Annotated in this window: 14 protein-coding genes; 11 read left to right on the forward strand and 3 right to left on the reverse strand. The window is 29.3% G+C overall.

Annotation, left to right across the window (positions count from 1 at the left end; all coding sequences use genetic code 11):
- From EYB29_RS03050 to EYB29_RS03095, 10 genes are all read left to right on the forward strand, one after another.
- Positions 1-1,641 carry a heparinase II/III domain-containing protein gene (locus EYB29_RS03050; RefSeq protein ID WP_166626540.1) on the forward strand — a complete coding sequence of 547 codons (1,641 nt, stop codon included), beginning with the start codon at positions 1-3 and terminating at the stop codon, positions 1,639-1,641.
- A 15-nt stretch (positions 1,642-1,656) separates the two neighbouring features.
- Entirely contained in the window at positions 1,657-2,766 is a 1,110-nt protein-coding gene (locus tag EYB29_RS03055; RefSeq protein ID WP_166626541.1) for a GW dipeptide domain-containing protein, read from the forward strand.
- Between the two features lie 13 nt (positions 2,767-2,779).
- Positions 2,780-5,386 (forward strand): glycosyltransferase, encoded by a 2,607-nt coding sequence (locus EYB29_RS03060; RefSeq protein WP_166626542.1) that lies wholly within the window; start codon positions 2,780-2,782, stop codon positions 5,384-5,386.
- Between the two features lie 38 nt (positions 5,387-5,424).
- The gene (locus tag EYB29_RS03065; protein ID WP_166626543.1) at positions 5,425-6,579 is read left to right on the forward strand and encodes an ATP-grasp domain-containing protein; all 1,155 of its coding nucleotides are present in this window, start codon (positions 5,425-5,427) and stop codon (positions 6,577-6,579) included.
- Positions 6,580-6,611: 32 nt separating this feature from the next.
- Complete coding sequence (locus tag EYB29_RS03070) at positions 6,612-8,441, forward strand: hypothetical protein (RefSeq protein ID WP_166626544.1); 1,830 nt, start codon at positions 6,612-6,614, stop codon at positions 8,439-8,441.
- 136 nt (positions 8,442-8,577) lie between these two features.
- Positions 8,578-9,756, forward strand: a complete 1,179-nt coding sequence (locus EYB29_RS03075; protein ID WP_166626545.1) for an ATP-grasp domain-containing protein — start codon at positions 8,578-8,580, stop codon at positions 9,754-9,756.
- A 70-nt stretch (positions 9,757-9,826) separates the two neighbouring features.
- A complete protein-coding gene (locus tag EYB29_RS03080; protein WP_166626546.1) occupies positions 9,827-10,300 on the forward strand; it encodes a hypothetical protein in 474 nt (157 codons plus the stop codon).
- Between the two features lie 151 nt (positions 10,301-10,451).
- Positions 10,452-11,219, forward strand: a complete 768-nt coding sequence (locus EYB29_RS03085; protein ID WP_166626547.1) for a hypothetical protein — start codon at positions 10,452-10,454, stop codon at positions 11,217-11,219.
- Positions 11,220-11,224: 5 nt separating this feature from the next.
- Positions 11,225-11,551: a hypothetical protein gene (locus EYB29_RS03090; protein WP_166626548.1), complete on the forward strand. Its 327-nt coding sequence runs from the start codon at positions 11,225-11,227 to the stop codon at positions 11,549-11,551.
- Positions 11,552-11,764: 213 nt separating this feature from the next.
- The gene (locus EYB29_RS03095; protein WP_166626549.1) at positions 11,765-12,562 is read left to right on the forward strand and encodes a hypothetical protein; all 798 of its coding nucleotides are present in this window, start codon (positions 11,765-11,767) and stop codon (positions 12,560-12,562) included.
- Positions 12,563-12,696: 134 nt separating this feature from the next.
- Here EYB29_RS03095 and EYB29_RS03100 read toward each other — a convergent pair whose 3' ends face one another.
- The 3 genes from EYB29_RS03100 to EYB29_RS03110 form a co-directional block, all read right to left on the reverse strand.
- Entirely contained in the window at positions 12,697-14,664 is a 1,968-nt protein-coding gene (locus EYB29_RS03100) for a hypothetical protein (protein WP_166626550.1), read from the reverse strand.
- A 200-nt stretch (positions 14,665-14,864) separates the two neighbouring features.
- Complete coding sequence (locus EYB29_RS03105) at positions 14,865-16,082, reverse strand: ATP-grasp domain-containing protein (protein WP_166626551.1); 1,218 nt, start codon at positions 16,080-16,082, stop codon at positions 14,865-14,867.
- A gap of 46 nt (positions 16,083-16,128) precedes the next feature.
- On the reverse strand, positions 16,129-16,563 hold the full coding sequence (locus EYB29_RS03110; protein WP_166626552.1) for a GNAT family N-acetyltransferase: 435 nt from the start codon (positions 16,561-16,563) through the stop codon (positions 16,129-16,131).
- Positions 16,564-16,760: 197 nt separating this feature from the next.
- Between EYB29_RS03110 and EYB29_RS03115 the strand changes: the two genes are divergently transcribed.
- Positions 16,761-17,282: a hypothetical protein gene (locus EYB29_RS03115; protein ID WP_166626553.1), complete on the forward strand. Its 522-nt coding sequence runs from the start codon at positions 16,761-16,763 to the stop codon at positions 17,280-17,282.
- Positions 17,283-17,287 lie beyond the last annotated feature (5 nt).

The following is a 17,287-nucleotide window of genomic DNA, read 5'->3' on the forward strand; positions in this document are numbered from 1 at the left end:
TTGGTAAATGAAAATTTGAAAATAAATGAGAATGATGTATTTAGATTATTTGACATAAAAAAGCGTAAACACAGTATTGCAAAATACGCTTTGAATAATAAAATAGTTCCTTTTCCCGGTTTTAATTCTACGACCTTTAATGACAAAATTTGGACTGTAAAAAAGAGTGAAAAATACGGTAATAGTTATACATTGTACCTCCATTCATTAAGGGTAACAGTAGAACTAATGTTAGCTTATGAAGCAACTAAAGAAATTGAATATTTTAATAAGGCAGAGGAAATTATTAATTCTTGGATCAAACATACAGAAATTGACGATGATAATCCCATGATTTGGTATGATCATACTACAGCCAATAGAACACAAGCATTAATCCAGTATATTTATCTTGCAAACCAACTCAAAAGGGATATTGATGAAAACTTATGGATGAATCTACTAAAAAAACATAGTGAAATCATGAGTAATGATGATATATATAAGTTTAATAATCACGGATTAATGATGGATCGATCTTTAATGATTTTGGGCTATATCTTAGGTGATGAAAGTTCTATCATTAAAGGGAAGTCTCGTGCAATTAATACATTTTGGTACAGTTTTAGTTCACAAGGAATTCACCTAGAAAACTCACCACAGTATCATACAATGGTAGTGAGAATGTATAATGAAATAGAAGCTTATTTAAATAAGAAAGATAATAGTTTAGGTGAACATGTTGTAAACTATTTAAAATTAGCTAAAGAATACATTCCTTTAGTAACAAAGCCTAATCAACGATTGTCAAGTATCGGTGATTCTGGATCAGATAAGCAACCTAGAACGAAGCAATACAAAAATATATATGATATAGAAGCAGGCATATCAATTCTTCAATATGAATATCCTTCACCATTCTTTGTTACCTTTATTACTGGTTACTCTTCGAGGGTCCATAAACATAAAGATGATTTAAGCATTACGTTAAATTATAAAAATAAAGACTTTTTTGTTGATCCGGGGAAGTATAGTTATACTAGAAATAAAACTAGAACTTATATTACCTCACAAAGCGCACATAGCACTTTTTACTTAGAAGATTTCAATTATAATATCCACTTAGAGAATAGATATAATCGTAAAATTGTTTTTGAGAGTTATCATGATAATCAATCATTTACCCTTGTTAAAGGAAGACATGGTGATTACACTGGGTGTTCCTCAGAACTTACAAGAACAGTTGTACAATTAAAGGATTATCCAATACTAATATTATTGGATAACTTAGATACAGATAATGAGAATCCTCTTAACCTGGTTCAAAAGTTTAATCTGGCTACAGCCGTGGATATAGATAACATTGATAATGGTTATAGGTTGACTTCCGATGGGGAAGAAATGGTAGTGAAACAATACCTAGATGTAGATCAAAGTAGAATTATCAAAGGTGATAAGAATAAACCTGTGGCAGTAAATAGTGCTGGTTTTGCAAAAGTAAAAGAAACGCAGCAACTTGAATTCAAAAGAAGTACTACTAATTCTAATGTTTTCATAACATCAGTTTATGATGATAGAGTGGTAGAAAACCTTGATATACAGATAAATGATAAGAAACTACAAATTAATATTAATGACCAAACAATCGATATTTATGTTTAGGGAGGAGTAAGTGCTTTGGAAAATCAATTAAATAGTATTGTCTACCCAAAGATGTTCATTCTCATAGAAACTGATAAGCAAATTTATAAAAGCCTATACAATGATGAGAAAACTGAAAATATTGATGAATATCTATACAAAATAGTAACTTCAGTAAGTCAAGAAAAAAAAGAGAATGAAATCTGGCATTTAGTTCAATATGAAGATAAAGAGTTAGGATGGATAAATCTAGAAGATTCAATACAGATTTTCAGATTTCACGATGAGTTATATAAGGTTTTAGAGTCGTCCTTCCAACCAAATGAGCTTAATCAAAAAATGGGTATCGAAAAAGATTTTATTTCTCATTTTAAAGATAATATGCTCACTATAAAATCAGAAATCACTTATGAAAAAGAGAAATATTATAGTGTTTTCCTGAAGAATAAATTTCATGGTTTTCACAAAGCAGAGTATTTAGACCCATTAATAGATTTAAAGCTACCTATAAATGAAGATAATATTGATGAAACAGAGATTTATACTAATAGTAAATTAAATAATCCAGTCTCTAATGTTCCTGAATTTAAAAATGGTTTGTTAAATGCAGCTTTCTTTAAACATGGCATTGCTAGTGTCATTATCCAGGGTAACACGTATTGGACAAGACTAGATGCATTAAGGTCTATAGATATTCCTCATATAACTAAAAAGGAAAAGTCATTAGAACAATTAAAATATGATGATTTATTTTATAGTGTTGAAGAATCAAAACAAAAATCTATCGATATGCTCAAGACTATTATTGGTGCAAAAGACTACTTAAATAATACTGAAGTAAGTAAATATTTATCATTGTCCGGAAGTAAAAACTCAGGCGATAATGTAAAAGAAATAAAAGAAGAACTAAAATCAGTAAAGAATGAAAATCTCGATCTTAGAAGAAAATTAAGACAGACTCAAAATGAGATTAAGTTAGCAAATAATCGTTTAGAACATCAACTTGATTATAAAGATAGGGTTGAATCGCAAAGAGACAAATATAAAGCACGTATGGAATTGGTAGAAGATAAACTTACAAATTTAGACGCAAAGTATAAACAGTTAAAGCAACAAAAATCAGGGATGAGAAAATTCTTTAAATGAAAGAGTGTGACTAATGGAAAGAGATGAGCTTAGACATGCACTGGACAAGTATTATAGAGAATTAGACTCAGACTTTGATAAAACATTAAATGACATGATTAATACTTTAAATCCGAGTGTAAACATACATGAATATAGTCCGAATTACTTATTCAAACAAGATTCAGATCCATTTTATTATTTAAAGGTAAAAGATTTAAAAAGAGACCAGGCATTGAATAAGTTTAAAGATGTTGTAGATGCTATACCAAATAGTAATGGTAGTCGTGTTTTTAAAAAGTTAAACTTATATGTTGGCTTAATTGCGGATGAATTTCTTTACAATTCTTTTAAAGATGTAGCGAATGTAGAGTACATATCAAGACATGACCGTTTTAATTATAAAGATTATGATTTCGTTATCTTTGCAACAACCTGGAGAGGCATTGATCAAAGTTGGATAGGGTCTTCAAGTGCAAATGGACCAATTAGAAGACAAATGATTGACTTAGCAAAAGAATATAACAATCGAGGGATACCAACTGTATTTTATTCAAAAGAAGACCCGGTTAACTATAACTTATTCAAAAGCTTAGCTAAACATTGCCAGTATGTTTTTACTAGTGCAGAAGAAATGGTAAGACTCTATAAAAAGTATACAGACAATGAAAATGTTGACGTGCTTCAGTTTGGTGTTAACCCGCTAATTCATAACCCAGTAGGTACAAGAACCGAAATCTCAGATGAGTATAAAGATGAAGTGCTTTTTGCAGGAAGTTGGTTAACTAAGTATCCTGTTAGAATGACAGAAACATCAAGGCTCTTTAAATCTATCATTAAAGAAAATGTCCCGCTTACAATTATTGACAGAAATTTAGAACTTCAAGATCCAAGATATCAATTCCCAGAAGAGTTTATTCCTCATCTAACACCGCCGGTAAATCATGAATTCTTAATGAAGCTACACAAGATATTTAGATGGAGTATTAATATGAACTCTGTAAAATATTCAGACACAATGTTTGCAAATAGAGTATATGAATTACAAGCATTTGGGAATATTCTACTGTCAAATTATAATACTGGTATCAATAATCAATTCCCAAATGTGCGTATGATAAATGCGCCGGATGATTTTAAAGTGATTCATAATACTAATGAAACGGACTTAAAAGAACTTCAAGCGAAGAGTATAAGAACCGTGATGAAAGAACATACTACTTTCCATAGACTTATGCAAATTGCTGATACAATAGGTATCAGTGTAAATTCTATAAAATCTAATGTATTAGTAGTGCTGGAAAATGAGTCTTCAGAAGGTGATTTCGACAGACAAATATTCGATAGTAAAAAATCTATACTTCTCAATGATTTGAATATGGAAGTAGTTAAGCAGTATGACTTTATTACATTTTTTGGGAAAGATTATTCATACGAAGAATATTATTTAGAAGAACTCTATTCGGCTTTTAAATATACAGATGTAAATTTTGTCTCTAAACAAGATGACATACAACCGCATAACTATGTTCAATACTCCAAAGAAAAATTCAAAACGATGTATGATACTACTGTTATTAATTCACTTGAAGATTTTGTTAACATTGAAAATGGGTATAACTTAGATAATCAGGAGATAACACTAAAAGTAGATGACATTGGTTCTGATAAATTTAGTGAAACCAAGAAAGAGCTTAGTGTGATTGTTCCCATTCATAATAATGGTACATATTTAGAAGAAAAGTGTTTTGCTAGCTTAAAACGCTCAAGTAGTTTTGATAAAATGGAGATTATTTTTGTAAATGATGGTAGTACAGATGAAACCACGATTAAAATTATAAATCGTATTCTTAGACGTCATCCTGACATAGTCTATTATGAATTCGAGAATGGTTCAGGAAGTGCCTCAAGGCCAAGAAATAAAGGTGCTAGGTTAGCAACAACTGATTTTATTACTTATCTTGATCCGGACAATGAAGCGACAGGTGATGGTTTCCATCAAATGTTAAACTTAATTAAAGAAAAAGATGTAGATATGGTAGTAGGTAATATTATTAAGGAAGATAGTGATAAACGTACTGCGGGTAAGTATACAGGAACGATCAAGAAGTATAACTTTGGTAAACTCTTCATTTCAGATCCGAAGGAGTATATGGTAAGAGCTGCAATGAGGGTACAGAGTATCCAGGCATTAATTGTTAAACGATCTATTATAATCGATAATGATTTGATCATGGTAGAAGGTGCCGCAGGTCAAGATACTATGTTCTTCCAGGAATTAGTTTTAAATTGTAATAGTATTCAAGGCATTGATAAATTCATTCATGTTTATTATGCAGCTGTGTCAGGAAGTGTAACAAATACTGTTTCTAAGACATTTTTTGACAAATACTATGCTCTTGAATTAGAAAGAATTCCATTCTTGAAAAAATATGACCTACTTGATGTATACTTAGAAGAAAGATTGAGTTTCTATGTTAGAAAATGGTATATGCCTAGACTAGAGCGAGTAGCTGAACAAGATAAACCTGAGGCAGTACTTAGATTTTTAGATATTATAGATTTATATGAGCCATTTAATCCAAAATATGAAATAGAGGTTCAGGAATACTTAAATCAGGCTAGACTGGAATACAAGTAGCAGTATTGCTACTTGTATATTGTAATGGGGCGAAATTTATGAATAACTTGTTAGAACAGACAATACTTAAATATAATGAAGTTGAGAATAATTATTATAATAGTTCAAAAAATGTCACAACTGACTTCTTGGATAGTTATGCAAAAGAATTAGGCTTAAGTATTAGGAGAGATAGAAAACTAAAAATTACTCGTTTTTATGATGGACAAGTAATGATTGGTAGTTTGAAAGGATTAAGAGTTTCAAGTACTGGTAAGGAAGCATTTAATTTATGTAGAGATAAATTCAAACTGGAAAAATACTTAGAAGATCAAGGTTTTTTAAGCCTTCACTCAAAGATATTTACAGTAACGGAATTTAAGGAAGCTAAAGCGTATGTAGATGATAATCCAGAACATACTTATGTGCTAAAACCATTGTCTTTAGCAGGTGGAACGGGCATTGAATTGAATGTTTCTAGTGATAACTTTGTTAATGCCTGGAATGCTTCTATATATGCACAAAGAAAGAGTAGAGTGAAAGATCCTACTTGTATCATACAACGTTTTGTTAGCGGTTTCGATGTTAGAGTATCTGTAATAGAGGGCCAAGTTTCTGCAGCAACGCTTCGATTACCAGCTCATGTAGTAGGTGATGGTAAAAATACAATTGAATCACTTATTAATAAGAAAAATGAGGATAGATCTTTAATCAAATATTTTCAAAAGAAATTGATTCCAATTGATAATAAACTTTTGAATAGACTAGAAAAAAGTAATAAAAATTTGCAAAGTATCCTTTGTAAAGATGAAGTTTACTTGTTAAGTGATATTTCTAATTTAACGTTAGGTGGAGAAAGTATAGATATCACTGATATAGTTTCAGATGAAATTAAAGAAATGGCTCTAAACTCTATAGCATCAATTCCTGGTTTTTATAGTGGTGGCGTTGATATGATGACAGAGGATTTTACAAAGGAAGAAGCTTATATAATAGAAATCAATACTAACGCCAACCATACGATGCATCATTTACCTTTAAAAGGTGAGCCAAAAGAACCCTTTAAAGATTTATTAAAAATACTTAAATTAAAGAGTGAAATTAATAATAAAATCGATATCGATTCTGATAAAATTAGTATGTTGAAAAACATCTATAATTTTTCTTTATTAAAAGATAAATACTCTAGAAAATTATTAGAAAAAGTACAATAAATAGATGGGTAATTTGATTACGGGGTGCAATAATGAGGATTAATGAATTAAAATATAATTCAAGTTATGTGATTAGTGAGTGGAACTTAGATAGTGTTCTATCTCAGTTTAAATCTGTAAGCATAGAGAAAATTAAACTATACTATGATGAAGCTGTTGATATTACACAAGTTCAAGATGGTAATGATTCTATCACTATGATTGGCTATTGTTTCGATATTAGGGATGGAAATAAAGATTCTAAAGATATATTATTGGATATTTTAAATACTGATAATTTAGAAGAAGAATTGGATTTTATCAATGGTAGGTACAACTTTATAATTCAAATTAATTCTACAGTAAAAATTTACAGTGATGCGTCACAATTGAGACCATTGGTATACCATGAGGATAGTAAAACTTTGGCTTCTCATGATTCATTATTAAAAGAAATTTTAGCTGTATATGAAATTGAAGTGGAACAAAGAAGTCCTGGATTTCACACTGAATTAGACTTTACTAGATTTAAAGATATATATAAGTTTAACCCTAGTCTGTTTCTTGATTACACAAATTTTGAGTTTACAAGGTTTTATCCGAGAGAGAACTTAATTAGACAATCAAGTCAAGAAGTATTCAAGGAAATGAAACCTTATCTAGATCAAAGTAGAATTTATTTAGAGAATATAAATAACGATAAATTTGTATCAGTGACAGCAGGTATTGATTCACGAGTATCAGCAGCTTTAACTCGAGACTTTAGCAACGAAATGGAATATCTAACTTACACTCAATCGAGAAAAAGATTAGCGACAAAAATGGCAAAAAAAATATATAAAATCGATGAAAAAATCACAACTGATATGAGAGATTATTTAGGATGGAATCATAGTATAATTAAATTGTCTCATTATACTCCATCAAAAGATGAGATTAAAGAGTTAAATAAAATTTATAATTCTAAGCATGCTTATGCCTTAGCCAACTATTATAAAAACAAAAAATATAATAAAGCTATACATGTGAAATCTACTGTTTTCGGTATGGGTAAAGCTGATTTCCCTTCAGATTTAGACCAACAGGAAGATACATTTGACTTTTATAAAAAATGTGTTCATGGCTTACCACAGAGATTCTTTGACCATGCTGATTTCGATCAGGAAGTAGAAGCATATTTTGAAAGAAACTTAATTAATGAAGGTGTAACCAAAGGCAGGCATTATTTTGATTTGTTCCATTTAGAATCACGGATGGGAAACTGGCATAGCATGCTGACCTTAGAAACAGATCCAGAAACTGAAGAATTTATATTTACCAACTGTAGAAAGATGATTGATTTTATTCAGAGTCCACCAACTCAAGAAAAAAGAGATTTTGATTTATATAAAGAAATCATTGAAAATTACTGGCCAGTACTTTTACAATTTGGAATTAATTCAGCCTCACCTGTTAAAAATAAAGAAACTTTGACGGATGAAGAAGATCATTTTGAAAGTTTGGTTGTTAACAAGGTTAAACTTAAAGAAATTAATAAAACAGTCTTTAATCAAGATGGAGATTCACTGATAATAAAACCAGATGGTAATTTAGTAAATATTTATGATTCTTATAGTTTTTCACTTGAACATGAAGATATTGAAAATAACAGTATTAGAACTATTACATTAAATAGCTTTTATAGAAACACAAAAGCAAAGAACAAAATAAATGTTATAGTAAAACAAGAAAATGATATAAAGGTCTACGATATACTTGATTTGAACAAAGGAATTGATTTTTCTTTAGGTAGAAAACCGCTTGTTATCAATATCGTATATATGGCGAACTTTACCACTAAAACTTGGGTGGATGCAGGTAGAATTAAAGTGGACATTAAATAAGAACCTTATTGGTTCTTATTTTTTGTTGAATAAATTCTCAATTAATCATTTATAGTAAACAATATTAATGGTTAATTTGTTAAACTTAAGATATAACTTTATAGAGATCATATAACATCAGATTCGGGGTAATGATATGAATGAGAAGATACTAAGCGAAATATTGTCAAAAGTTAGTACTTTACCAAAAAATGATTATGGGACGGATATTACTCAAGATTTGTTTGAAGTTACTAAAAATGAATTGAATGAATTAGAAATAAAGTTTGAACCATATATTTATAAGCAAAAAGAACGTTTGAAAATTTTCTATACAAAAGATGATTACTTTAAGTACAGTAAAAATTTTTATAACAACAATAGTATGTTTGGTTTTAAAATTTCAAATGACAAAATGTTAACGGAAAAATTCTTAAAGCTTGCTAATGTACCGACTACAAATTCAATTAAATTATCAGCTAATCAGTTTGAAAAAGGAATGGAATACTTGGTTGATAATCCTAGTCCTAAAGTTGTTAAACCGATAAACTTGGCTAATGGCAGAGGTGTGTTTGTAGATGTAACTACAGATAATTTCAGGGAAGTTTGGGAACAATGTGTCTCAATACAGAAGCAACGCAAAGTTAAGTATCCAAAAGTTCTTATACAAGACATGGTTACTGGATTTGAAGTGAGGGTAATCGTAGTTGAAGGCAAGGTGTTATCTGCAACTTTAAGGACACCGCCTTATGTTATTGGTGATGGAAACAATACAATTGCTGATTTGATAAATGAAAAGAATAAAATTAGATCATCGAATGAATATTTTAGAAATAAGGATTTAAAGCAAGATGAGAAGGTTATAGATTACTTGTCTTCAAAGCAACAAAATTTAGATACGGTCTTAAAGGAAAATGAATTGTGCATTACATACCCAATCTCGAATCTTGTGAATGGTGGAGAAAATATAGTAGTCACACATTTATTGAATGACAAAATTCTTAAAACAGCCCAAGATGCAGTAATCGCAATCCCTGGGATTCATACTGCTGGTGTGGATGTATTGATTGATAGTTTAGAAACTGAAACTCCCACGATACTTGAAGTCAATAAGGCGCCAGCTTTACAGCTGAATTACTATCCCTATATAGGAGAACCACAGTCACCACTTAAATATATATTTTCTTCACTTGTTTTAGAGCAAAAAATTATTAATAATCAGTTGGATATAAACAACTTAAACGAATTTGAATTTAATATTTTGATAAATAGGTATAAATATTTATTCAGAAAGCAAAAGACACTATCAACGATTATCGGAAATATTAAAAATTAGTAACATTTTGCTTGTATTGTTTGATAATATTAAATTGTATTTAAATTTTCTTACTAGGAGATGAAGTTCTATGAAATTTAAAACTTTTTTATTACTTAGTTCAACCCTATTGTTTTTAGCAGCGTGTAGTGATGAAAATGAGAGTTCTGAAGAAACAACATCTGAAGATACTACAACAGAAGAAACATCTGCAGATACTACTGATTCAACAGATGAGACAGAAACTTCAGAAGAAGGAACTGAGTCAATTTCAGAATCCGGAGATAATCTTCTAGATATAGAAAATTCTGAAGCGGGATGGGTTAATTTCGCTGGAGAATTAAAAGGTAGTCCAGATTATAAAGTCACTCCTGAATTACCATATGATTCATCTTCCCATTATGAGTTAAACATTGGAGCATACGTGTCATACTTTAGTAATGGAGAGTTCTTAGAAACAGTACAAACTTCTAGTGGCCCAATCAATCAAGTTGAAGGTGCAGATTCTATTAGAGTGAGCTATCATAATTCATTCGAAGAAAACATAAGTCTGACAGAGCAATAGAATTTATTGAAATATTTGTACCATAACTTTCTTAGTTATGGTGCTTTTTTGGAGGCAAAGAATTGAATAATAATGATTTGGAATACATTTATAATAATATTCCTTATGAAAAAATATTTATAAAAACAAAGTGAACTATAATCTACCTGCGATGCATATAGAAGCACTTAAAAGTATTAAATTTAATTATAAATTAAATTCTGCAAAATATAATTATCAAAAGACTATTGATATATTGAGAAAAAATGGTACTAGTATAACGAGAGTACAACCTCCTAGATACCTTTCAAACGGTAGATTAGGAAATAGAATACTAGTTAATAAATTATCAGCCGAACAACTACTAAATAAGTTTGATATACCTACACCCAGATCAAAAGTTTATAGTATAGATGAAATGCTACAGGCTAAAGAAGTATTTTTTAGTAATAATATAAATTCAAAAGCTGTGATTAAACCTTATTCTGGTAGTCTAGGTAAGGGTGTAATAGTCAATATTTCCAGAGATCGTTTTGAATTTAATTGGAAAGAACTAGTGAATACTCAAAAAAATTTAAATAAAGTAATTGTTCAGGATTATTTAGAAGGATTTGAAGCCAGAGCAACAGTAATAGAGGGGCATTTAAATTCAGTAACCGTTAGGGTTCCACCTTTTGTCAAAGGTGATGGTAAACATAGCATAGAAAATCTTATCGATATAAAAAATGAAGAAAGAAATATTTGTAAAGTTCTATCACTAGCTAAAATTAAAACTACATCTGTAATAATTGAATTTTTAAGATCACAACAGTTATCATTAGATTACGTTCCCAAAAAAGACGAGTATATACTTTTAAATTCTGTGTCGAATTTCAGTTATGGTGGGGAATTAATAAACGTTACTGATCTTGTTGGAGATGAAATAAAGAAACGGCATTGAATGCAGTGGCAAGCATACCAGGTTTTTATACAGCGGGTGTGGACCTTATGTTGTCATCATTTGAAGATGTATCACCGAAAGTAATTGAGATAAACTCATATCCTATGTTAGGAATTGCAGTATTTCCAACTTATGGACCTACAACAACGCCTTCTAAAGATTATTTTAGGGCAGTTGTTGCAAGAGATCAATTTATGAATGACACATCAAATTCGTATGAAATAGAAAACAGTGATACATACTTAAAAACCTATTTTAAATTCGATAGAAGAAGGACTGCTTTATATGAAAAATTCTATGTTGAATTATCTGAAATATACGTAAATCAATAATTCTAGTATATAGGTATTCATGACTGAAGTTATAGTTATGATTACCTATTTTTCTGCTATTTCTTTGACATATTGGATGAACTGTTGAAGATATCTACTAAGTAAAGTGTCTAATCGAAATTTTTCTTATGAATATTGATAATAATTATATGGTATATTTAAATGTACAAATCATTGAATAAATAATTATATTAATCATAGGAGAGTGATTTTTTGATTAAATATGAAGAGTTAAGTAAAGAGTTATTAGTAGAAAATAACGGACAGGGAATGGAAATAGTACACAATGAAGAATCTTTCTTTTTTCTAGTGAATATAGTTGAAGGAAGTGACAAACTGATAGCGTTGTCAGGAGGGGCATTAGATCAAAAAAAGAAAAGTCCACCTGTATATATGCGATCAAAATGGAAAGATGAAATAAAATATAATTCTATATACATAGATGATAGAACTATACACGGTAACAATCTTAAAATAGGTTGGGGTGTTGGTAATAGAGACCGACATTTTTTAAAAGATTATGTTGTAATAATAAAAAAGATTGCTGATATATTAGGAATCAAAGCTAATAATACCATGTACTATGGATCTTCAATGGGTGGCTTAATGTCTGTAATTATGGCAACAATGCATAAGGATTCTTTTGCAGTTATTGATAACCCACAAACAAACATATTTAATTATTATCAATCATACGTTGATAGCTTACGTGAAAAAGCTTTAGATGGAATGACAGTAGAAGAGATTAATAGAGATTTTCCTGAAAGAGTATCAATGATTGATGCAATGCTAAAATATGACAATGTCCCTAGAATTTATTATTATCAAAACAATAAATGCAGTTTTGATATGAAGTACCATTATGGACCATTTAAAAAGCAATTTGAGGAGAATGGCTTTGATGACGGAAAAGTAAGTTATCGATTGTATAGTGATGCGGCTAGGGGACATAGTCCTCAAGTAAAAGTTAAAACGTTAAAAATATTTGATGAAATTTTTAGTGGAATTTGATTCAATATATATACTACAAATTAATAACACGTTAAGGTAATCATTCGAAAAAGCCCCTAAAAAGTCACTATAAAAGTGAAGTCTGAGGGGCTATTTCACTAACTGTCTAATTGATTGGTTTCAGTTCAATACTTTTAAACATGTATTTTACTAGCAGGGCTAGTAACTGCAATCTTTTTAGATATTTTCTGTTTAGATTGATATTCTTCATATGATTTTAGTATAAGTTTTGAAGCAGATTCCCAAGATACTCCTTTGAGGTTTTTGGAAATACTTACTATGATAGATATTTTATCTCCAGATTTCAAATTGAAAATTGTAATATCGTTATTGTGTCTCCAAACACTCATGTCTTCTTCTAAGTATAAAGTGTCATTTACATATATAGAATAAGAAAGCGCACCTCTGTTCTTAGAGCTGTATGAATTATTCAACGCTAGATGCACATGACCTTGAACTTTATTAAAACCTAAGTCTAGTTGAGAGTAGTTTCCTTTTCTCAATGAATGTCGATCAATATATATTGTATTATTGTAATTTATAATTTCTTTAATAATATTATTATCACTATCATATAAGTTATATCTGTTGAAAATATTATCTTTAAATCTTGTATATGGGTTTCTCATAGTATTTCCGTCACTTTGCATCTGTTCATATAAATTGTCAAAGCGGTTATAACCAAAAAAGTTAAGAACAGGATAGTTTCTATTAATTAAATCTCTGAAAAACTTGATTGATTTTCTGGTTTCATATGGAAAAGATAAAGAAATATCAATAAGTGCTCTCATGTTATATGGAATATATGATTGAAATGCTATATCAGTCTCATTAACTATTTCTGCATGCCATCTACCCATTCTACTTTCCCAAAAAGCCAAGTCTAATAGTTGATAATCGAATGGTTCAAAAGAATAGTATTGTTCATTCATGTCATTAGCATACTCTTTTAAATCATCTATATCTTCGGTATTACCTTTGTATTTCCCTAATACGTATAAAACGTAGGAATCATTTATGCTTTGAATTGAATTTTCAGTAGTTGGAGAGATTAGGTATGATCGACCGATTTCAAGTAAATTTGCTCTAATGTGTAATGATTTCTCTTTTGGAAAAGATTGCATATAATAAGGTACTAAAAATTTACCATGAGATCTGAAAACATTCTTTGAAACAGCTTTAGATGCATCATCAGATAAATGATATTTATTATTCTTAAAAAAGTAAAACTCATGATTCAAATCTAAGTTTGCTTTCATTTTTTCTAAAATCACTCTATCAATATCATATGAGGCCTGTGTCCGATTTTGCACTTCTTCAGATTTATCGACTGCTGCATAGGTGAACATTCTTATTTTATCTTTATGATCTTTTAACATCGCTAACGAGATTCTACTATCATTACCACCAGTTAGAGAAAAGGCAATATCATCATAAGTATTTATACAATAATTAATCTGATCCTTCCAAAGTTTTTCAAATAATAAATATTTATCATCAATCGGCATTTCTTTATATTTGTTATTTTGTCTAGGGAAAAAACGTGAAATATTCTTATCATTAAAATTTAATTTAAAATTTGGCATTAAACTTTTAATATTTTCAGCTGGCGACTTATCATAAGTAAAACTAACAGTTGCATATTTCATACCTAAATCTAATGGGTTTGTGGGTATTAAATCTTTAAGTAAATTAAAATGCGAAGCTACTAAATTGTAATCATTTGCGTAATATACACTTCGCATAGCAGTTGCATCTGTATAGATCTCAGCATTATTATCAGTTCCTATTATAACAACATATCTTCCACCTATGAAATCTAGAGTGTCTAGGAATGTTTCTTTATTTGATACATAAGATTCTAAAAGGAAATCTGATAACTCAATATTAGTTAAATTTTTATCTTTACCGACATGAACAAAATTGCCATGCAAGATTATAAAATTAGACTCTTTGATTAATATTTGAGGTGTTTCTCTGTCATCGTAACTATAAACATACTTATTAAATATTATTTTCTTTGAATAATAAGATGGTATATTATCGTATTCTTTATCTGCAAATACAAAGCCATATGGGTAATTAAAATTTGAACTTAACATTTGTTGTTTAACCCTCCTAGATTATTCATATACTCAATATATCATACTATTCGTAGCTAAAGATTAAACAAAATTTAGGATTAATTTCACCTTATATAAGAGATACTAAATTTTGAATGTGTAAAAGTGTACACAACTTAAAAGAGGTTTAGGTAATTTAAATTTGCCTAAACCTCTTTTATCAACTTCAAAATATTAAATTACAAACTGGTACCTTTTTGGGAAATCATCTGTTTGATACTATCTGACAAGACACTTTGCTTTCTATATAGGAATTTATATCTTTCAATAATTGCATTTAGCTCATCTTTGCTAAAATCATCTAGGGCAACTTCTTCATTTAAAATTTTGTCCTCTAATTTCAAATTAGAAAACAGAGTTGCTAGAGGGTCCTGTTTACTACCATACATATTAAAATAATTCACTTGAAAAGCTGGATTCTGATTAACTTCTAGAACAGTACCCTCAGTCGCGTCTAGATTACTAATCATGACATCGACTCCAGCAGTATGAACATTTGGTATTGCAGTAACAGCATCTTCGGCTTGTTTAAATATATTTGGATTAATGAACTCACTAATTTCTATATTATCTCGTCCCGTTGCAATACCAACTTTAGGATATAAAATCAAGTATTCATCATCTGCTAGTATTGAATCTAAAGTTAAATTTCTACTTTTCAAACCAATTTCTAATGCTTCATTAAATTTGTAAGGATTTTTATAATGGAAATTATTCTTCTTTCTCTTTTCATTTTTTTCATTGATTAAGTATTCAATCGTTGAATTGCCATCCCCAACGATATATCCAGGTGCACGCAAGGTAGCTGTATCAGCCTTACCTTCAATAACAGTTACTCTAAGTTCAAGCCCTTCAACTTGATTTTGTATAATGATTAATGGCTTTTTAACATTGTATTGTTTTTGAATCTTAAGATTCTTTTTCCAAGTTGACTCTAAATTAGTGACATCAACATCTCTGAAAGCGCCTAGAGATTGTCTCAAATCTTTAGGTTTTAATACACATTTTCCTTCTTGAGAACTCACATATTTAACGGCTTTAGCATATTCACTTGGTTTAAAAAATTTTGTAATAGGGGTTTTTACACCTGCATAAGATAAGAATTGCTCAGTGAGTAATTTGTCATTTGAAATGATTTTTCCTATACCAGTGTTATTGGGATAAAATCCTTTGCTAAAATCTAAGAATGGTTTTTGATTATCGTTAAAAAGTCGTAGAAAGTAACTTTTTTTATACACTGATTTTTTAGGTATTTTTTTGAAATCTATAGACGCATTTTTTAAAGCATGTTGACTTTGAATTAATAAGTCAGTGGTGTCTTCAGGAGAATATTCATTTTCATATCTTTCTTTAATATTCAACTTTTCCATCGTTTGTTTTAATAATAATTCATCCATCGTTTTATACCTCGATTTTTCTTATGTTTTTCTAATTAATTAATATTTATCGATAAAATACCATATCTATATGAGGATGTTGATCAACTACATATTCCTCTGAAACGGGTTTAAATCCATACGACTCATAAAAGTTTTGTAAATAGCTCATAGCAAGAATGTGTATATCTTTAGTAGGATACCTTTCATTTAATACCTCAAAAACCTTATTGATTAATTTTCGGCCACTACCATTACCGCGTTTATGTTTGGCTACAGTTATTCTTCCGAACGAAACATAGTCGGTATAATCTAGAATTCTGCTATATGAACAAATTTCATCATTTTCATCCTCATTGAAAAGGTGTAAAGCATCGTAGTCCTTGCCATCAATATCATTAAAATAGGATTCTTGTTCGACTATAAAGATAGATTCTCTGAGTCTAAAAATTTGTTCTAATTCTCTTGTAGAAAGTTGATCAAAAGATTTTAAGTGCCACATATAAAGCCTCCAATTTTTATAATGTAATTTTATCATACTATTAATAAAGATTTCTTAACTTTAGAATATGTATTATATAAATATACAATTAAAAGGTAACATAAGCACTGTACTTTGATATAATGATATCAGGTTCTATCAACTGAAGTTAATGTGGACATTAACTAAATTAAACTATATACAATGAGGTAATTAATATGGGGATAAATAGACTAGAGATAGGAAAGAATTTTGATATTTTTAATATTAATGATCTAAATTCATTGGATGTAAATCATTTAGATATTAGAAATAGAGATCAAAACCTAAAGCTGGAAATTCATTTAATGAACCTAGAGATGCTAAAACAATTTGAAAATGTAAAATTATTAAATGTAAAAGATTTGCATATGCGTATCTCTTTTACAAAGCAGATATATTTACTCTTAAACTCGGTTGACATGTTAAATAACTGTATTATCAAATCAGTTAGTATAATTGATATGATTATAGTTTTAGAAGTTTTCACTGTGAAGGAAATGACAGAGTTCATATATCAGAATAATATGAAAGTGTTAGAACATCTGAATTATATTTCTAATGATATTCAAATACATTCGAAAAATCATGAAATACTTTATCAGGCTAATTATATATTGAAAGAATTACATAAATCAGATAATAAAGTGAAAAATATTAAAGGGCGTATAGATGAACTTAGTGAATATATGAATAGTTAGTGAGG

The organism is Jeotgalicoccus sp. S0W5 (assembly GCF_011634875.1).
Lineage (GTDB): Bacteria > Bacillota > Bacilli > Staphylococcales > Salinicoccaceae > Jeotgalicoccus > Jeotgalicoccus marinus.